Source organism: Amycolatopsis ponsaeliensis, from assembly GCF_030182635.1.
Classification (GTDB): domain Bacteria; phylum Actinomycetota; class Actinomycetes; order Mycobacteriales; family Pseudonocardiaceae; genus Amycolatopsis; species Amycolatopsis ponsaeliensis.
Genome location: NZ_JAPZLD010000034.1, coordinates 91,881 through 109,486 on the forward strand (window position 1 = coordinate 91,881; position 17,606 = coordinate 109,486).

Genomic DNA, 17,606 nt, shown 5'->3' on the forward strand with positions numbered 1-17,606 from the left:
GTCAGGCGACCTCCTCGTTCTCTTCTTCGTCGGCGCGTTCGACGGCGGCCGTGGACAGCAGCAGGTCGGCGCCGCCGAACTCCGGGTCGTCGAGCAGCGTGCCGTCGTCGACGGCCAGCAGCACGTGCCGGTCGCCCTGGCGCCGGGCCGCGCCGACCCCGGGACTGTAGGCGTGGACGGCGCGCAGCGCGACCAGGGCGGCGAGCCCGGGCTGCCGGCCGCGGCGGGCCTCTTCCAGGAGGCCGGACAGCCGCCGCGGCACCTCCGGCAGGTCGAGCAGCTCGTCGGCCCGGCGCCAGACGTCGTCGCCGAACTTGTCGGTGATGTCGGCCGGCATGAGTTCGGGCTCGGGGATCTCGCCGACGAGCTGGTCGCGTTCGGGTGCGGGCCGCAGAAGCAGGGACACCAGGCTCGACAGCGACGGCACGACCGGCGCGGTGATCCCGGCGGCGGCGTGGAAGAAGTGCTCGACGGGCGCGACGGCGTCGGCGAGCGGCAGCCCGAGCGTCGGCACGAGGAGCTGGCCGAACAGGTCGAGCGTCGCGCGCTGCGGCGGGCCCGAGAACTGCTGGCGGTCCTGCTCGGCGCGGAACACCGCGCCCGCGTCGGCCAGCCGGGACTGCAGGCGGGTGTGCCGGCGGATGCAGTCGCCGACGATGTCGACGAGCTCGGCGGCACGGCGCTTGCGGTCGAGGTCCTCGGTCTCGTCGCGGGCGGTGGTGATGTTCTTGAGGATGGCGTTCTCGGCGCGGAAGCGGGCCTCGATGTGGCTCAGCGCGCTGTCGAGCAGCTCCGGGACCTCGCGCTCCCAGTCGACCGACCGGACGTCGCGGCGGGTCGCGTCGAGCTTCGCGCGCAGCACCTCGCCGTACTGGACGGTCCGGTAGCGGGCCTGCTCGGCGGCCAGTTTCGCGTCGGCCAGCCGACCCCGCGCGATGAGGTTCTCGAGCTTGACCTCGGCGGCGATCTGGGCCGACTCGACGTCGGTGTCGAGGGCGCCGACGAGGACGTTGATCGCCTCGTCGGTGGCGCGGAGGTAGACCTCGCCATCGCGGGCGGCCAGCTCGACGAGCAGCTTGAAGTCGAACTGGCGGCGCTGGTAGCCGCCCGGGCCCATCGAGCCGTACACGCGCCGGAAGCCGCGCTCGGTGGTGCCGACGTTGATCAGGTTGTCGAGGACCCACTTGGCCACGCGGACGTGTTCCTCGGGCATCCGCGACGGCGCCTGCGCCGCGATGAACGGCAGCAGCCGGTCGATGACCTCGTCGTGGCCGGCGCCGGTGTCGAAGTCCATCGCGATGGTGACCTGGTCGATCGTGTGCAGCGCGATCTCGGCCATCTGGTAGATCGTGGCGTCGGCCCAGTCGAGCTTCGCCTTCCGCGCGTCGAGGTCGTGCAGCGGCGCGGTGCAGGCCAGCGCCTTGAGCCGACGGGTCAGCCCCTCGTCGGCCAGTCCCATCGCGGCCCTGTCGTCGTCTCGCACAGCAGGCCAGGCTAGTCGGCCACCCTCTGCGCACGCGCGGGTGACGGGCTAACGTCGCTCACATGCGTGAGATGAGCCGCGAAGAGTGGTGGAAGTTCGCGTCCGAGGGGACCCGGACGGGCAAGCTCGGCCTGGTCCGGGCGAACGGCGCCGCGATCGTCACCCCGATCTGGTTCCTGCTGGACGAGGGCCCGGACGGCGACGAGCTGGTCTTCACCACGGGCACCGACACCCTCAAGGGCAAGGCGATCGCCCGCGACCCGCGGATCTCCCTGGTCATCGACGACCAGGAACCGCCGTACTCGTACGTCCAGTTCACCGCCGAGGCGCGGCTGACCCACGACTACGACGAGATGCTCGCCTGGGCGACCAAGCTGGGTGGCCGGTACATGGGCGCCGAGCGGGCCGAGGAGTACGGGAAGCGCAACGCCGTCCCCGAGGAGTCGCTCGTCCGGGCGAAGATCACCAAGGTGATCGCGCGGGCCGAGATCGCCGGCTGACCTCGGTTCGCTCGACCACATCGGCGAGCGGGTGATCACGAGGTTCGAAGTCGCCGGAATCGTCGTGTCGATCGTGCTGGGCATCGGCGAGATGGTCCTTCGCCGCGTCGTCGATCGCCGTGGGCTTCGCCGGCATGATCTGGCTCGGCGGAGGCAGCCTGATCATGGCCTCGCCGAGGAGACGCGGATGGGGGCAGACGGTGAAGGCGATCCGCGCCGCCATCCGGTCGACCAGTGGTCGCCGGTGAACCGGATCCGCCGATCGGCATGACTTCGGTCCGCCGGGTTCGGGCGGGCCGAGATCGCCGGCTGACCTCGGTTTCGCGGTACCCTCGCCGTGGGGGTGGGGGCCATGCTTTCGGGTGAGGACAGCAGACGCGACGCCGTCAAGGCGATCATGAGTTCCGGCCAGCGCGAGCTGGTCGCGGAGCTGGAACGCCTCGACGGCGGGGCCCGGTTCGGCCGCGGCCGCGCGCGCGTGCTGGACGACGGGGACGTCTTCGAGCGCGCCGGGGTCTGCGTGACGGCCTCGGCCGAGGGCGGGCTCTTCGCCAGCGGGCTGTCGGTCGTGATCCACCCGCGCAACCCTTACGTTCCCGCGTTCCAGGCGCACTTCCGGTACTGGGAATCCGGGGACGCCTGGTGGTTCGGCGGCACCGTGGAGCTCCTCCCGTGCTACGGCTTCGCCGAGGACGCGGCGCACTTCCACCGGGCGCTCCGGCACCACTGCGACACCCTCGACCCGGCGTTCCACGCCCAGGCGAAGCGCACCGCCGACGACCGGTTCCGGCTGCCGCACCGCGACGAGCCGCACGGGCTCGGCGGCATCGACTACGACCACCTGCGCCCGGCCGGCCCGCACGGCTGGCGGCGCGGGGCCGCGTTCACGGCGGCGGGCATCGCCACGATCGCGCCCGCGTACCTGCCGATCGTGCGGCGGCGCCGCGACCTGCCGCACGGCGAGCGCGAGCGGCAGTGGCAGCTGCACCGCCGCGGCCGGTACGCCGAGGCCGCCCTCTTCCGCGCCGCGTCCGCCGGGCGGGCCGACGCCGAGGCGATCCTGCTGGCGTTGCCGCCGCTGGCGCGGTGGGACTCCGGGGGCGCGCCGGAGCCGGGGAGCCCGGAAGCGGACCTGGCGTCGTTCCTCGAGCCGCGCGACTGGGCCGGCGAAACCGCCGCCACGGTCAGCTGACGCCCGGCCGGCTCCGACGTCCTGAGCGACTCCTTCGGTCCGGCGTCTTGAATGAGTCATTCAGGACCTCCCAAGACCTGAATGACTCATTCAAGACGTTCGAATCCGGGCGCGGGCGAGGAGCAGTCCGGGATCCCGTTCCACGGCAGCGGCGGAAGCCGGACGGCCGAACCGCGACTTCGGCGGGGCCTGAGGGTGGCCCTCATGACCATTGGCCGGCCCCACCAAAGCGAGGCTGACGCTCCACCCGCCGGACACGCGCACCGCTGAGCGGGAAACCCTTCTTCACCAAGGGTGAGCGCCCGTGTCGAGTATTGACACGGCCCGCTCGGAGGGTGTGAGATCTGACCTTATAGATAGGAAACTTTCCTAACTATTAAGCTCGGTTCCGGTGGTCCGCCGACCAGTTCCGCCCCGGTCTCCCCCTGTCCCCCGACCCACGCAGGAGGCTCCCAGTGGCACCCCGTCCACCGTGGCGCGTGGTACTGGCCGGTACCGCCGTCGCGGCGCTCGGCCTCACCGCGCTCAGCCCGGTAAGCGCTTTCGCCGCCGCCGCAACGGACTACGAGTCCGAGAACGCCGTGATCTCCCAGGGCGTCGTCGAATCGAACCACGCCGGGTACTCCGGCACCGGGTTCGTCAACTTCGACAACGTCGCCGGCAGCTACGTCGAATACTCCGTGAACGCCGCGCAGGCGGGCACGCACACCCTGACCTTCCGCTACGCCAACGGAACCGCCGACAACCGGCCGGTGCAGCTCGTCGTCGACGGCGGCGACAAGGGCACCGTCGACTTCCCCGGCACCGGCGCGTGGACGACGTGGAAGACCGCCACCGCGACCGTGCAGCTGACCGCCGGCGTCAACAAGATCCGCACGACCGCGACCACCGCCAACGGCGGCCCGAACGCGGACAAGCTCACCGACACCTTCACCGCGCCGAGCGACAGCGAACCGCCGTCGCCGCCGTCGAACCTCAAGGCGAGCAACATCCTCCCGACCGCGGCGACGTTCTCCTGGACCGCCGCGACCGACAACGTCGGCGTCGTGCGGTACGAGATCAACCGCGGCGGCAACATCCTCAAGACCGTCGACGGGACCACGACGAGCGCGACCGTCGACAACCTGACCCCGAACACCGCCTACGACATCTCCATCGGCGCGTTCGACGCCGCGGGCAACCCGTCGCAGCAGAGCAACGTGGTCACCTTCACCACGCCGCCGAGCGACGACACCACCCCGCCCACCGTGCCGGGCAACCTGCGCTCCACCGGCGTCACCGCCAACAGCGTTTCCCTGGCGTGGAACGCATCCACGGACAATGGCGGCACGGTCGCCGGGTACGACGTCTTCCAGGGCGCCACGAAGGTCGCGACCACGACGTCGCTCGGCACGACCGTGACGAACCTGAACCCGAACACCTCCTACACCTTCACGGTCAAGGCGCGCGACCCCGACGGCAACAGCTCCGCGGCGAGCAACGCGGTCACCGCCAAGACGAGCGCTCCGGGCGGCGCCGGGGGCATCCCGGAGTACGACAAGGACATCGCGAAGGTCGACCTCGGCTGGGCGGTGGACTTCCTGCCGAACGGCAACGCGCTGGTGACCGAGCGGGACCGGTTCGAGATCCTGCTGGTGACGCCGTCCGGCCAGAAGACCACGCTGGGCAAGGTGCCGGGCGCGGTCGGCACCAACGGCGAAGGCGGCCTGCTCGGCCTGGCGATCTCGCCGAACTGGACGAGCGACCACGCGATCTACCTGTACCACACCGCGTCCGGGGACAACCGGATCGTGAAGATGACCTACGACGGCACCACGCTGTCCTCGACGTCGACGCCGGTGCTGACCGGGATCGCGAAGAACCGCTACCACAACGGCGGGCGGATCAAGTTCGGCCCGGACGGCAAGCTCTACGCCACCGTCGGCGACGCGAAGAACAGCGACAACGCGCAGAACAAGAGCTCGCTCAACGGGAAGATCCTGCGGCTCAACCCGGACGGCTCGGCGCCGAGCGACAACCCGTTCTACGCCACCGGCGGCAACGCGCGGTACGTCTGGAGCTACGGCCACCGCAACCCGCAGGGCCTGGCCTGGGACTCCCGCGGGCAGCTGTGGGCGGCGGAGTTCGGCGAGAGCAGCCAGGACGAGCTCAACCTGATCCAGAAGGGCGGCAACTTCGGCTGGCCGAGCTGCGAAGGCACGCAGGGCAGCTGCAGCGGCTTCATCGCCCCGAAGAAGACGTGGTCGACGTCGCAGGCCGGGCCGAGCGGGGTCGAGATCGTCAACGACTGGATCTACATCGCCGGTGTCACGGGCGAGCAGATGTTCGCCACGCAGATCAACGCGGCGGGCACCGGCGTCGGCACGGTGTCGACGCTGTTCTCCGGCCGCTGGGGCCGGCTGCGCTCGGTCACGAAGACCCCGGACGGCGGGCTGTGGCTGACCTCGACGAACAACGACAAGAACGGCGGCACGCCGTCGGTGCTGGACAACGTGATCGTGCGGTTGAAGTTCCCCGGCGGCGCCACGCCGGGTGACTTCAAGCTGACCAGCTCCGCCTTCGCCGACAACGCGACCATTCCGGACAAGTACACCTGCGCCGGCGACGGCACGGCGGGCCAGGACCCGTCGCCGCCGCTCGCCTGGGGCGCGTCCACCGGCGCGAAGGGCTACGCCGTCGTGTTCGCCGACGTCGCCAACAGCGGCAACAAGCTGCACTGGGCGATCTGGGACATCCCGGCGTCGGCCCGCTCGCTGCCGGAGGCGCTCGGCGCGGGTTACACCGTGCCGGACCAGGGTGGCGCGAAGCAGAAGGCCATGGGCAGCGGGGCGAACGCGCAGAAGTTCTTCGGCCCCTGCCCGGGCGGGTCCAGCCACCCGTACACGTTCACGCTCTACGCCCTGACCACCGCGACGGTCCCCGGCCTGAGTTCGTCCTCGACGATGGCCCAGGTCGAAACGGCGGTCAAGGGCGCGTCGGCGGGCAGCGTCGTGCTGCGCGGGAAGTCCAGCGCGGCGGCCTAGAAGCCGCGGCAGGGGTGACCGGAGCGGCGCCGGTCACCCCTGCCGCCCTACTCCCCCTCAGCTCGGTCCGGCGATGCTGCGGAGATGGGCGTCGACGTCGAAGCCGTGTTCCTCCAGCCGCCGCCGGGCCAGCAGGAGCTCGTCGGGGGTGAACAGCTCGGCGTACTCGTCGCGCAGCATCGTCGCCTCGGAGCTGCGGCCGAGCTGGTTCTTCTCCCAGAGCACGGTGAACCCGCCGGCGGTCCCGGCGCCGCGCAGCAGCAGGCGGGCCGCTTCGACGCCGCCGTGCTCGCGCACCATCCGTTCGAACTGGGCCGGCCGGTACCCGTAGTCCTTGGCCAGGACCTGGCAGCCGTCGAGCAGGTCCTCGGTGAACCGCGCGGCGAGCCGGGGATCGACCGGAACGGGAGCGGCTGGTTCGGGCATGGGACACCTCTCGGCAGGATGGCTTCCCTGATTAATCGCAAACCGTACCGGTTTCGCTACGCCATTCGGGAAAAGTTTCGCCGAGGAGCACTCTCCGTGGTCTTGAACGCCGGACAACCGGCGGCGCCCCCTGCCAGGATGGCCGGCATGCGAACCGTGGTGCACGGCGACCTCCCTGTCCACTATGGACAGCTCTACGTCCACAGCGAGGGCGGTGACCAGTTCGAAGGCGACCTCACCGCGTGCTTCGCCGGCCAGCGGAACGGGCTGTGCGGCGCCGCGGTGCGCGGCACGCTCTTCCTGCTCACGGGCCTGCACACCGGAGACGTCGGGTTCACCGCGGAGGTGCACGAGACCGAGCCGCCCGACGCCGGCGACGAGGACGTCGTCGAGGCGTCGTTCCGGGTGGCGGGGCGCGCGATGCTCGTGACCTGGGGCGGCGAGGACTGGTGGGACCTCGAACTGGCCCCGGGCGACTACCGCGTCCGCTACGGCGCCACCGGGATGGACGCCGGCCGCGAGCAGGAGACCCGCCTCGGCGACGAGCCCGAGCGGGACCGCTATCTGCTGCAGTTCTGGCCCGCACCACCGTCACCCGACGCGGTGATCCGGCAGCTGAGCGCGGCCGCCGCGTACTGGCACGGCTTCGCCCGGAAGCTGCCTCCGCCGCCGACACCCGAAGCTCAGGAGGCGCGGCAGCGAGCCGAAGAAGAGGCGCGCGCGAAGGCCGAGCACGAGCGGCTGCTCCGCGAGTGGGGTGGGACCCTGCCGGACGAGCGGATCCTGGCCCTGCGGCCGGGGGTTCTCCGGGAGTTCGCGAAGCAGGAGCGTGGTTTGGCCGGTGACGCGGTGGCGGCGTCGCCCGAGGCCCAGCGCGCGCTGGCCCGGTGGGAGGATCCGCTCGAAGCGCTGGCCCGCACGCTGTCGGCGGCCGCGGTGACGTTCGGCGACGATCGGGCGGCGTTCTTCGCCGAGGCGCGTCGGGCGCCGGCCGAATCGGCGGGCTGACGCGGCGGCACTCTGCCCAGCCGGCAGCACACGCCGGCGAGCCGCGGCGGTGCGCGGAGCTTTCCCCGGCCCGCGCCGGCCGAACTGGCGAGCCGAGGCGGCGAACGTTCCCCTGCAGGCAGGCCACCGCGCCCTCACACGCCCGGCCTCACCAGCCGAACAGGCCCTCCATGATCCGCGCGCAGCGGGCCGTCATCGCCACCGCGTCCTCGTCCGGGCGGTCGATCCACCAGCTGATCAGCGAGTCGACCACGCCGGTCCACACCTGCGCGATCGCCTCGATGTCGACCGGGTCGGCCAGCCCGCGCGCCGTCATCAGCTGCGTCGCGCCGAGCAGGGCGAACGCGTCCAGGCGGCGCCGGTAGTCGGCCGCCGCGGCCGCGATGTCGCCGGTCGCCGGGACCGTCTCGTCGCGCAGGAGGCGCCACGCGTAGCGGTCGTGGTCGAACGTCGTGAAGATCGCCGAAAGCACCTTCAGCGGCATCCGCTCGGGCTCGCCGCCGGCCGCCATGGTCGTCGCGACGCCCTCGGTCAGCCGGTCGCCCGCGCGGTGCAGGCAGGCCAGGTAGAGCCCGTCCTTGGAGCCGAAGTACTGGTACAGCAACGGCTTCGTGACGCCGACCCGGCGCGCGATCTCGACCATCGACGCGCCCGCGTAGCCCGCCCGGCCGAACTCCTCGGTGCCGGCGACGACGAGCTGGGCCTCCCGCTCTTCGCGGGGCATGCCCTTGGTCCCGACCGCCCTTGACTCCGTCACGCCGGAGAGCCTACCGTGCGTAAAGTGACCCTAGGGTAAGTTACCGTCAGGTCAGATCAGAGGAGGCGACGTGGCCGAGTTCCTGGCGCACCTGCGCGACCCCGTGCTGTTCGCGATCCCGGTGTTCGTGCTGTTCGTGGCGATCGAGATCGTCGCGGTGCACGTGCTCGGGCACGACGACAACGTCATCGGCTACAGCCCGGCCGACACCCGCACGAGCATGCTGATGGGCACCGTCGCGGTCGGCGTCAACGCGCTGTTCCGGCTGGTGATGCTGGTCGTCTTCGCCGCGCTGTTCGAGCTCGCGCCGGTCAAGCTCGACCCGCGCGACTGGTGGACGTGGGTGCTCATGCTGCTCGGCCAGGAACTGGTCTTCTACGCCTACCACCGCGCCAGCCACCGCGTGCGGCTGCTGTGGGCCGGGCACCAGGTGCACCACTCCAGCGAGCACTACAACTTCTCGACGGCGCTGCGCCAGAAGTGGACCCCGTACTTCCAGCTGCCGTTCTGGTCGGTGCTGGCGCTGTGCGGGATCCCGCCGTGGATGATCCTGACCGGACTCTCGATCGACCTCGTCTACCAGTTCTTCGTGCACACCGAGAAGATCGGGAAGCTGCCGCGCTGGTTCGAGTACGTCTTCAACACCCCGTCGCACCACCGCGTCCACCACGGCAGCGACGCGGAGTACCTGGACGCCAACTACGGCGGCATCCTGATCATCTGGGACCGGCTGTTCCGCAGTTTCGTGCCCGAAGGCAAGCGGCCGACCTACGGGCTGACGAAGAACATCGGGACGTACAACCTGCTCAAGGTCGGCTTCCACGAGTACGGCTCGATCCTGCGCGACCTCCGCGGGGCGCGGACGTGGCGCGAGCGCGCGGGCTACGTGGTCGGGCCGCCGGGGTGGCAGCCTGCCGCGGCCCGCGCGCTCGCCGGGTGACCTACGCGGTGTCCTGCAAGGTGCGTTCGTTCTCCGGCCGCAACGTCACCGGCAGGCCCGCGAGCGGCGGGCGCTGCCGCGACGTCAGATCGGTCAGCACCAGCTCGCGCTCGACGCCGTCCGCGGACGCGCCGCGCTGGAACTGCGCCAGGATCGTGGCCGGCGGGATGGCCGTGACCAGCCGGTCGTAGCGCTCCAGGCGGTCGAACAGGGTCTGCATGATCTGCCCGGACATCCGGCCCAGTGCCTGCGTGCTCTGGTGCCGGTGGACGCGGTGGCCGAGGTCGACCTGGGCCAGCGCGTCGAGGCCGCGCAGCTCGACCAGGTCGATGAGGTGCCCGATCTCGACGCCGTAGTTCACGACGAACGGGATGCTCTCCAGCACCTCGCGCCGCCCCGCGTACTCACCCGCGAGGGGTTGCACGAACCCGGACAGCTCCGGCCAGAACATGTTGAGCAGCGGCCGCGCGACGAGCTCGGTGACGCGGCCGCCGCCTTCGGGCTCGCTGCCCGCCGCGCCGTTGAGCGGGCGGTGGTAGAAGCCCTTGACGTAGGCGGCGGACGGGTCGGTGAGCAGCGGGCCGAGCAACCCGGTGACGTAGCTCGTGGTGAAGTCGTAGAGATCGCCGTCGACGAAGACGACGAGGTCGCCAGTGGTGGCCGCGACACCCTTCCACAGGGCCTCCCCCTTCCCCTGCAGCCCTTCGAGGGCGGGGAAGACGGCGTCCTGCGCGACGACCCGCGCCCCGGCCGCGGCGGCCACCTCGGCGGTGGCGTCGGCCGAGTGGCTGTCGACGACGAGGATCTCGTCGACCAGCCGGTGGTGTTCCTGGAGTTCTTCGCGGATCGCGGTGACGATAGCCCCGACGGTGGCTTCTTCGTTGCGCGCGGGGATGACGACCGAGACCGTCGTGCCGCGCTTGGCCTCGACCAGCTCTTCCGCCGTCCAGTCCCCCGCTTTGCTGCTGCGCCGGGCGAGCCAGGTGCCGACCTCCGGCGACACCTGCAGCCGCGCGCCGTTCGTGCTCGTGCGCATGGGTACCCCTTCCCTCGTTCGGCGTATCCATCCCGAGGTTCGACGCGCCGCGTTTCGCCCGCCGCTCCCCGGTGCTACCGCGGTGTTACGAGATCGCCCCGGCGGCACCGATCCCGTTAACCGCACCGGCGGAAAACCGGCTGACCGGCGACGGTGAGCGCCCTAGGCTCGCGGCCGATGAGCCAGTACTTCAGCATCGACGGCCAGGGCGTCTGGAACCCCTCGAACGGGCCCGGGCGGCTGTTCGTGCGCCTGGCGGAGACGCTGGCCCCGACGGCGGGCCTGCCGTCGGGGATCGAGGCGACGCCCGGCGACCCCGACGATCACCCGATCGACGGCGCCGCGTTCGCGAAGTTCGTGGGCGCGCTGGTCGCCGAGTACCGGGCGGCCTCGCACCCGATCAACCGCGCACTGCTCGAAGGATTCGTGGCGACGGCGGCCGTCCTGGCCCGCCGCGGCGGCTGTGCACTGCCCGCGCTCGACGGCCCGGCCGGAGCCTCGGCGAGCGACATTCCGGGCGGCGGCTCGGCCGGGCCGGACCGCTTGGCGGAGCTGATGGCCGAGTACGAACGGTCGATGCCGGTGTGATCGAACGGACCGGCCGAGGCGGGTGGAACCACGTGCCGTCAGGCGTCTTCTTCTTCGAGCATCTCCGGCGTGACCGCGGACTCGGTGTCCGGGATGTTCATGTCCTTGGCCCGCTTGTCCGCCATCGCCAGCAGGCGGCGGATGCGCCCGGCCACCGCGTCCTTCGTCATCTGCGGGTCCGACAGCTGGCCCAGCTCCTCCAGGGACGCCTGCCGGTTCGACAGCCGCAGCTTGCCCGCCGCCAGCAGGTGGTCCGGGGCCGTGTCGCCGAGGATCTCCAGCGCTCGCTCCACCCGGGCCGCCGCCGCCACCGCCGCGCGGGCCGACCGGCGCAGGTTCGCGTCGTCGAAGTTCGCCAGGCGGTTGGCCGTCGCGCGGACCTCGCGGCGCATGCGGCGTTCCTCCCACTGCAGGACGCTCGTGTGCGCGCCCAGGCGGGTCAGCAGCGCGCCGATCGCGTCGCCGTCGCGGACCACCACGCGGTCGGCGCCGCGGACCTCGCGGGACTTCGCCTGGATGCCCATCCGGCGGGCCGCCCCCACCAGGGCCAGCGCCGCCTCCGGGCCCGGGCAGGTCACCTCGAGCGACGACGAGCGCCCCGGTTCCGTCAGCGACCCGTGCGCGAGGAACGCTCCCCGCCACGCCGCTTCCGCGTCGGCCACTCCCCCGGACACCACGGCCGCGGGCAGCCCGCGCACCGGACGGCCGCGCTGGTCGATCAGCCCGGTCTGGCGGGCCAGGCCCTCACCGTCCTTCACCACGCGCACGACGTACCGCGTGCCCTTGCGCAGCCCCCCGCTGGCGGTGATGACGTGGACGTCCGAATGGTGGCCGTAGAGCTCGTGGATCTCCTTGCGCAGCCGTCGCGCGACCGAGCCCGTGTCCAGCTCCGCCTCGACGACCACCCGGCCGGCCACGATGTGCAGCCCGCCGGCGAAGCGAAGCAGCGACGCGACCTCCGCCCGGCGCGGCCCGACCTTCGTGATCTCCAGCCGGCTCAGTTCGTCCTTCACCGCGGCGGTCATCGCCATTACTGCCCCTCCCTGCCTTTCGCTCCTCCCCCGTGCTCCCCGTCCCTGCCGAGACCGAGAGCCTCCCGCATGCATCGCGCGAGCGCATCAGGATCATGCCGTCCCGCCACTTCCGGGTCGCCCACCGCCCCCAGGTGCGCCCGCCCGCCGAGCCGTTCCGCCGCGCGCCGGAGATTCGCCGGGTCGGGCACGGAATCGCGGTCCGCGATCACGGCGTCGACCCGCAGATCGGGCGCGTGCTCGAAGAGTACGTCCAGGTGCCGCTCCGGGGAGAACCCCGCGGTTTCCCCCGGCTGGGGGACAAGGTTGAGCACGAGCACCTTCGTCGCGGTGGTTTTCACGAGGGCGTCGTGCAGGCCGGGCACGAGCAGGTGGGGTAAAACGCTCGTGAACCAGGAGCCCGGGCCGAGGAAGACGACGTCGGCGTTCAGGACCGCCTCCACCGCTTCCTCGCACGCCTGCGGCGGCCGCCCCGGGCTGCGGGTCGAGTGCAGGCTGACGCGCTGCACCTGACCCGGCGTCGACGCCACCGCGACCTGCCCGCGGATGGTGCGCAGCGCCGCCGGGTCCTCGCTGTCGAGGCCGCTGACCTGGCCGACGATCTCGAGGGGCTCCGGCGACATCGGCAGCACCCGGCCCGAGACGCCCATCAGGCGGCAGGCCTCGTCGAGCGCGGCGACCGGGTCGCCGAGCACCTCGAACAGCCCGGCCAGCAGCAGGTTCCCCACCGCGTGCCCGGCCAGCGCGCCGTCGCCGCCGAAGCGGTGCTGGAACACCTCGGCCCACAGCGTGCCGCCGTCTTCGGCGGCGAACGCGGCGAAGGCCTGCCGGAGGTCGCCCGGCGGCAGCAGCCCGAGTTCGCGCCGCAGCCGGCCGGACGACCCGCCGTCGTCGGCCACGGTGACGATCGCGGTGACGTCGGGGGTCACCCGCCGCACCGCGGACAACGTGGCGTGCAGTCCGTGGCCGCCCCCGAGGGCGACCGCCCGCACGTTATTCACGACCAAGGTCGCGGTGCACCACCTTCACGGCCATACCGTCCTCTTTGGACAGACGCTGGGCGAGCTCCACGGACAGCGCCACGCTGCGGTGCTTGCCGCCGGTGCAGCCGACGGCCAGCGTCAGGTACCGCTTGCCCTCGCGCTTGTAGCCGGCGCCGATGAGCCGCAGCAGCTGGTGGTAGCGGTCGAGGAACTCCTCGGCGCCCTCCTGCGAGAGGACGTAGTTGCGGACCTCGCCGTCGAGGCCCGTGTGCTCGCGCAGCTCCGGGATCCAGAACGGGTTCGGCAGGAACCGGACGTCCATCACCAGGTCGGCGTCCATCGGCAGGCCGTACTTGTAGCCGAAGGACAGCACGGTGACGCGGGTCTGCGTGCTCGCCTCGGAGCCGAACGCGTCCTCGATCTTGGCACGCAGGTCGTGCACCGACAGCGACGACGTGTCGAGCACCAGGTCGGCCTCTTCGCGCAGCGGCTCCAGCAGCGTCCGCTCCGCCGTGATGCCGTCGGCGAGCCGGCCGTCACCCTGCATCGGGTGGCCGCGGCGGACCGCCTCGAAACGCCGCACCAGCACGGCGTCGGTCGCCTCCAGGAACAGCACGCGCGGCTTGTAGCCGCGGGCGTCCAGGTCCTTGATCACCGAGGCCAGGTCGTCGGTGAACGCACGCGAGCGCACGTCCATGACGACCGCCACCTTCGTGATCGCGCCGCGCGCCTGCGCACCCAGCTCGACCATCGTGGCGATCAGCTCCGGCGGCAGGTTGTCGACGACGAACCAGCCCAGGTCCTCCAGGCACTTGGCCGCCGTGCTGCGGCCCGCCCCGGACAGCCCGGACACGACCGCGACCTCCATGCCGGACCCGCGGATTTCTTCTTGCGCACTCACTGTGTTCCCTACTCCCCTGCTCTCGGACCCGCACCGGACTCCCCGGCCAGCGCGGCGACCACGGCCTCCGCGGTGCGCCTGCCGAAGCCGGGCACCGCCTCGATCTCTTCGATCCTGGCCTGCTTGAGCTTCTTCACCGAGCCGAAGTGCTTGATCAGGGCGGTGCGGCGAGCCTGCCCCAGCCCGGGCACACTGTCCAATTCGGACGTCTGCAGCCGCTTGGAACGCTTCTCGCGGTGGTAGGTGATGGCGAAGCGGTGGGCCTCGTCACGCAGGCGCTGGAGCAGGTACAGCCCCTCCGAGGTCCGCGGCAGGATCACCGGGTCCGGGTCGGCCGGCAGCCACACCTCTTCGAGCCGCTTCGCCAGCCCGATCACCGAGATGTCGGTGATGCCGAGCTCGGCCAGCACGTCCGCGGCCGCGGTGGCCTGCGGGCCCGCGCCGTCGACGACCAGCAGGTTCGGCGGGTAGGCGAACTTCTTCGGCCGGCCGGTCTCGGGGTCGAGGCCCGGCTTCGACGAGTCCTCCGCGGCGCTCTCGGCGGTCTCCTTGAGGTAGCGGTGGAACCGCCGGCGCACGACCTCGGCGATCGACGCGACGTCACCCTCTTCGGCCGCTTCGCGCAGCGCGAAGCGCCGGTACTCGGACTTGCGCGCGAGCCCGTCCTCGAAGACGACGAGCGAGGCCACGACGTCGCTGCCCTGGATGTGGCTGATGTCGATGCACTCGATGCGCAGCGGCGCGCTGTCGAGCGCCAGGAACTCCTGCAGCTCGGTGAGCGCCGCCGAGCGCGCCGTCAGGTCGCCCGCGCGGCGCAGCTTGTGCTGGGTGAACGCCTCCCCCGCGTTGCGCTCCACCGTCTCGGCCAGTGCCTTCTTGTCGCCGCGCTGCGGGACGCGGACCTGCACCCGCGACCCGCGCAGCCCGGTGAGCCACTCCGAGAGCGCTTCGGCGTCCGCGGGCAGCTCCGGGACCAGGACCTCGCGCGGGACCACCGGCCCGGCGTTGACGTCGTCGCGGGCGTCGAGCTCGGCCTCGTCGCCGTAGAACTGCGTGATGAAGTGGTCGACCAGGGCCGGGACGTCCATCTCCTCGGCCTTGTCGATCACCCAGCCGCGCTGGCCGCGGACCCGGCCGCCGCGGACGTGGAAGACCTGGACCGCGGCTTCGAGGTCGTCGTGGGCGAACGCCACGACGTCGGCGTCCGTACCGTCGCCGAACACGACGGCCTGCTTCTCCATGGCCCGCCGGAGCGCGCCGAGGTCGTCGCGCAGCCGGGCGGCGCGCTCGAACTCGAGGTCTTCCGACGCGGCCGCCATCTCGGCTTCCAGGCGCTTGATCATGACGTCGGTCTTGCCGGCGAGGAAGTCGCAGAAGTCCTCGACGATGTCGCGGTGTTCGTCGGCCGAGACCCGGCCGACGCACGGCGCCGAGCACTTGTCGATGTAGCCGAGCAGGCACGGGCGGCCGATCTGGCCGTGGCGGCGGAACACCCCGGCCGAGCAGGTGCGCGCCGAGAAGACGCGCAGCAGCAGGTCGAGCGTCTCGCGGATGGCCCAGGCGTGCGAGTACGGCCCGAAGTACCGGACGCCCTTCTTGCGCGCGCCGCGGTAGACGTGCAGGCGGGGGAACTCCTCGTTCAACGTCACCGCGAGCACCGGGTAGCTCTTGTCGTCGCGGTAGCGGACGTTGAACCGCGGGTCGAACTCCTTGATCCAGTTGTACTCGAGCTGCAGCGCCTCGACCTCGGTGGTGACGACGGTCCACTCGACGCTCGCGGCCGTCGTGACCATCTGCCGGGTGCGCGGGTGCAGGCCGGAGAGGTCGGCGAAGTAGGAGTTCAGCCTGCTGCGCAGGCTTTTCGCCTTGCCGACGTAGATGACCCGCTTGGTCGCGTCGCGGAACTTGTACACGCCAGGGGCCTCCGGGATGCTTCCCGGAGCGGGTCGGTAGGTGGTCGGGTCAGCCACCACCCAAGACTATGGGGCGGCACCGACAGTTCTCGGTGGCCCCCCGGTGTCCGATCCGCCGGAAGTCGGGTCTTCGCCCGGTTCCGACTTCGGTAGGTGTCGCCCCGGGTGACGCGGTGGTTACTTTCCGACCGGCCGATCCGGCCCCCGTCCGAAAGGATCACCACCGTGAGCACTCTCCGCACCCTCGGCGCCGCGTGCACGGCCGCCGTCGCGCTGACCCTCGCGGGTGGCGCCGTCGCTTCCGCCGGCGTCCAGCCGAACATCGTCGGCGGCACCACCGCCCCCACCGTTTCGTGGGGTGCCCAGGTGTACGTCAACACGCCCGGGCGTGACTTCCAGGGCTTCAACTGCTCGGGCACGGTGATCGCCGCGCGCTGGGTCATGACGGCGGTGCACTGCCTCGACCAGGACGGTTCGGGCATGCACGTCAAGGTCGGCAGCAACACGCTGTTCTCCGGCACGCAGATCGCGGTCGACGGCAAGTACGAGTCCCCGAACGGCGACATCGCGCTGCTGCACCTGGCCTCGGCGACCAGCGCGGGGCCGATCTCCCTGGGCGGCGCGGACCCGTCGACGGGCAGCACCAACCAGCTCTACGGCTGGGGCCGCACCACCCCGACCGGCCCGCCGGCGTCGGCCCTGAAGACGGCGAACGTCCAGGTGACCGGCCGCTCGACGGACGCGTACGGCGGCCGGGCGATCCAGAGCGTCGGGATCAACGGATCGGCGTGGAAGGGCGACTCGGGCGGGCCCCAGGTGTCGGGCGGCGTGCAGGTCGGCGTCGCGTCGACGGTCCAGAACCAGAGCGGGACGAACACGCGCGGCACGAACAACTACGCGAGCGTGGCTTCGAGCCGGTCCTGGATCCGGACGACCGCGGGCGTCTGAGGTTCCCCATGCCGTTAAGGCCACCTTACGGGCGTCTGACGCCCGTAAGGTGGCCTTAACGGCATTTCTTGTCGGGGGCGTGTGGGATGCTCGCGGGCATGCGGATCGTCACCTGGAACGTGAACTCCATCGTCCCCCGCTTGCCGCGCGTGCTGGACTTCCTGGAGAAGACGGCGCCGGACGTGCTGTGCCTGCAGGAGCTGAAGAGCACGACGGAGAAGTTCCCGGCGGCCGAGATCGAGGCGCTGGGCTACGAGGTGGCGGCGTACGGGCTCGGGCAGTGGAACGGCGTCGGGATCGTGTCCCGGGTGGGCCTGTCCGACGTGGTGCGCGGGTTGCCGGGTGAGCCCCAGTTCGACGGGGCGTCGGAGGCGCGCGCTGTGGGTGCCACGTGTGGGGGCGTGCGGGTGTGGTCGGTGTACGTGCCGAACGGGCGCGAGCCGGACAACCCGCACTACGCGTACAAGCTGGAGTGGCTGGAGGCTTTGCGGTCGCTGGTTTCGTCGGAGCTTTCTTCCGGGCCTTTCGCGGTGCTCGGGGACTTCAATGTGGCGCCGACGGATGCGGATGTGTGGGACATCGCGGTGTTCGCGGAGTCGACGCACGTGACGAAGCCGGAGCGGGATGCCTTGGCGCGGTTGCGGGATCTCGGGTTGTCGGATGTGTTCCCGCGGCCGTTGAAGTACGACCATCCCTTCACGTACTGGGATTATCGGGCGGGGAACTTCCCGAACAACAAGGGGATGCGGATCGATCTGGTTTATGGGAACGCCGCGTTTTCCGGTGCGGTGACGGATTCCTATGTGGACCGCAACGCGCGGAAGGGGAAGGGGCCCTCGGACCACGCACCGATCGTGGTGGACCTGGACCTCTGACA

17 protein-coding genes are annotated in these 17,606 nt (G+C 71.5%); 9 read left to right on the forward strand and 8 right to left on the reverse strand.

Going from position 1 to position 17,606, the window contains the following annotated elements; translation table 11 throughout:
• Nucleotide 1: 1 nt before the first annotated feature.
• Nucleotides 2–1,459 carry a hypothetical protein gene (locus QQ657_RS38350; protein WP_284747277.1) on the reverse strand — a complete coding sequence of 486 codons (1,458 nt, stop codon included), beginning with the start codon at nucleotides 1,457–1,459 and terminating at the stop codon, nucleotides 2–4.
• A gap of 86 nt (nucleotides 1,460–1,545) precedes the next feature.
• Here QQ657_RS38350 and QQ657_RS38355 point away from each other — a divergent pair, with 86 nt between their 5' ends.
• From QQ657_RS38355 to QQ657_RS38370, 4 genes are all read left to right on the forward strand, one after another.
• Entirely contained in the window at nucleotides 1,546–1,983 is a 438-nt protein-coding gene (locus tag QQ657_RS38355; protein ID WP_284747238.1) for a PPOX class F420-dependent oxidoreductase, read from the forward strand.
• A 31-nt stretch (nucleotides 1,984–2,014) separates the two neighbouring features.
• A complete protein-coding gene (locus QQ657_RS38360) occupies nucleotides 2,015–2,254 on the forward strand; it encodes a hypothetical protein (RefSeq protein WP_284747239.1) in 240 nt (79 codons plus the stop codon).
• 81 nt (nucleotides 2,255–2,335) lie between these two features.
• Complete coding sequence (locus QQ657_RS38365) at nucleotides 2,336–3,175, forward strand: coproporphyrinogen III oxidase (protein ID WP_284747240.1); 840 nt, start codon at nucleotides 2,336–2,338, stop codon at nucleotides 3,173–3,175.
• Between the two features lie 455 nt (nucleotides 3,176–3,630).
• Nucleotides 3,631–6,198 carry a PQQ-dependent sugar dehydrogenase gene (locus QQ657_RS38370; protein ID WP_284747241.1) on the forward strand — a complete coding sequence of 856 codons (2,568 nt, stop codon included), beginning with the start codon at nucleotides 3,631–3,633 and terminating at the stop codon, nucleotides 6,196–6,198.
• 57 nt (nucleotides 6,199–6,255) lie between these two features.
• Here the strand turns inward: QQ657_RS38370 and QQ657_RS38375 are convergent, their stop codons facing one another.
• Nucleotides 6,256–6,624 carry a hypothetical protein gene (locus tag QQ657_RS38375; RefSeq protein WP_284747242.1) on the reverse strand — a complete coding sequence of 123 codons (369 nt, stop codon included), beginning with the start codon at nucleotides 6,622–6,624 and terminating at the stop codon, nucleotides 6,256–6,258.
• Nucleotides 6,625–6,771: 147 nt separating this feature from the next.
• Here QQ657_RS38375 and QQ657_RS38380 point away from each other — a divergent pair, with 147 nt between their 5' ends.
• A complete protein-coding gene (locus QQ657_RS38380) occupies nucleotides 6,772–7,632 on the forward strand; it encodes a hypothetical protein (protein ID WP_284747243.1) in 861 nt (286 codons plus the stop codon).
• Nucleotides 7,633–7,780: 148 nt separating this feature from the next.
• On the opposite strand, the gene QQ657_RS38385 is transcribed toward QQ657_RS38380, so the two are convergent.
• Nucleotides 7,781–8,389 carry a TetR/AcrR family transcriptional regulator gene (locus tag QQ657_RS38385; protein WP_284747244.1) on the reverse strand — a complete coding sequence of 203 codons (609 nt, stop codon included), beginning with the start codon at nucleotides 8,387–8,389 and terminating at the stop codon, nucleotides 7,781–7,783.
• A gap of 70 nt (nucleotides 8,390–8,459) precedes the next feature.
• Between QQ657_RS38385 and QQ657_RS38390 the strand changes: the two genes are divergently transcribed.
• Nucleotides 8,460–9,329, forward strand: a complete 870-nt coding sequence (locus QQ657_RS38390; protein WP_284747245.1) for a sterol desaturase family protein — start codon at nucleotides 8,460–8,462, stop codon at nucleotides 9,327–9,329.
• 1 nt (nucleotide 9,330) lies between these two features.
• On the opposite strand, the gene QQ657_RS38395 is transcribed toward QQ657_RS38390, so the two are convergent.
• Nucleotides 9,331–10,365, reverse strand: coding sequence for a glucosyl-3-phosphoglycerate synthase (locus tag QQ657_RS38395; RefSeq protein WP_284747246.1), 1,035 nt, complete (start codon nucleotides 10,363–10,365; stop codon nucleotides 9,331–9,333).
• Between the two features lie 177 nt (nucleotides 10,366–10,542).
• On the opposite strand from QQ657_RS38395, the gene QQ657_RS38400 reads away from it, so the two are divergent.
• Complete coding sequence (locus tag QQ657_RS38400) at nucleotides 10,543–10,953, forward strand: DUF6086 family protein (protein WP_284747247.1); 411 nt, start codon at nucleotides 10,543–10,545, stop codon at nucleotides 10,951–10,953.
• Nucleotides 10,954–10,991: 38 nt separating this feature from the next.
• Here the strand turns inward: QQ657_RS38400 and whiA are convergent, their stop codons facing one another.
• The 4 genes from whiA to uvrC are packed head-to-tail and all read right to left on the reverse strand — an operon-like array spanning nucleotide 10,992 to nucleotide 15,838.
• Nucleotides 10,992–11,984: a DNA-binding protein WhiA gene (gene whiA, locus QQ657_RS38405; RefSeq protein ID WP_284747248.1), complete on the reverse strand. Its 993-nt coding sequence runs from the start codon at nucleotides 11,982–11,984 to the stop codon at nucleotides 10,992–10,994.
• Nucleotides 11,984–12,976 (reverse strand): gluconeogenesis factor YvcK family protein, encoded by a 993-nt coding sequence (locus tag QQ657_RS38410; protein ID WP_284747278.1) that lies wholly within the window; start codon nucleotides 12,974–12,976, stop codon nucleotides 11,984–11,986. Before QQ657_RS38410 ends, whiA begins: the two co-directional genes overlap by 1 nt.
• A gap of 1 nt (nucleotide 12,977) precedes the next feature.
• Nucleotides 12,978–13,835 carry an RNase adapter RapZ gene (rapZ, locus tag QQ657_RS38415; RefSeq protein ID WP_003101350.1) on the reverse strand — a complete coding sequence of 286 codons (858 nt, stop codon included), beginning with the start codon at nucleotides 13,833–13,835 and terminating at the stop codon, nucleotides 12,978–12,980.
• Nucleotides 13,836–13,876: 41 nt separating this feature from the next.
• The gene (uvrC, locus tag QQ657_RS38420; RefSeq protein ID WP_284747249.1) at nucleotides 13,877–15,838 is read right to left on the reverse strand and encodes an excinuclease ABC subunit UvrC; all 1,962 of its coding nucleotides are present in this window, start codon (nucleotides 15,836–15,838) and stop codon (nucleotides 13,877–13,879) included.
• Nucleotides 15,839–16,006: 168 nt separating this feature from the next.
• Between uvrC and QQ657_RS38425 the strand changes: the two genes are divergently transcribed.
• A complete protein-coding gene (locus tag QQ657_RS38425; protein WP_284747250.1) occupies nucleotides 16,007–16,729 on the forward strand; it encodes a S1 family peptidase in 723 nt (240 codons plus the stop codon).
• Nucleotides 16,730–16,827: 98 nt separating this feature from the next.
• Entirely contained in the window at nucleotides 16,828–17,604 is a 777-nt protein-coding gene (locus QQ657_RS38430; protein WP_284747251.1) for an exodeoxyribonuclease III, read from the forward strand.
• The last annotated feature ends 2 nt before the right edge of the window (nucleotides 17,605–17,606 follow it).

What these genes read in the sequence shown, in the direction of transcription:
- QQ657_RS38400 (WP_284747247.1), top strand. Translation starts at nt 10,543, where the DNA reads ATGAGCCAGTACTTCAGCATCGACGGCCAGGGCGTCTGGAACCCCTCG.
- rapZ (WP_003101350.1), bottom strand. Translation starts at nt 13,835, where the DNA reads ATGGAGGTCGCGGTCGTGTCCGGGCTGTCCGGGGCGGGCCGCAGCACG.
- QQ657_RS38380 (WP_284747243.1), top strand. Translation starts at nt 6,772, where the DNA reads ATGCGAACCGTGGTGCACGGCGACCTCCCTGTCCACTATGGACAGCTC.
- QQ657_RS38350 (WP_284747277.1), bottom strand. Translation starts at nt 1,459, where the DNA reads ATGGGACTGGCCGACGAGGGGCTGACCCGTCGGCTCAAGGCGCTGGCC.
- QQ657_RS38355 (WP_284747238.1), top strand. Translation starts at nt 1,546, where the DNA reads ATGCGTGAGATGAGCCGCGAAGAGTGGTGGAAGTTCGCGTCCGAGGGG.
- whiA (WP_284747248.1), bottom strand. Translation starts at nt 11,984, where the DNA reads ATGGCGATGACCGCCGCGGTGAAGGACGAACTGAGCCGGCTGGAGATC.
- QQ657_RS38430 (WP_284747251.1), top strand. Translation starts at nt 16,828, where the DNA reads ATGCGGATCGTCACCTGGAACGTGAACTCCATCGTCCCCCGCTTGCCG.
- QQ657_RS38395 (WP_284747246.1), bottom strand. Translation starts at nt 10,365, where the DNA reads ATGCGCACGAGCACGAACGGCGCGCGGCTGCAGGTGTCGCCGGAGGTC.
- QQ657_RS38375 (WP_284747242.1), bottom strand. Translation starts at nt 6,624, where the DNA reads ATGCCCGAACCAGCCGCTCCCGTTCCGGTCGATCCCCGGCTCGCCGCG.
- QQ657_RS38365 (WP_284747240.1), top strand. Translation starts at nt 2,336, where the DNA reads ATGCTTTCGGGTGAGGACAGCAGACGCGACGCCGTCAAGGCGATCATG.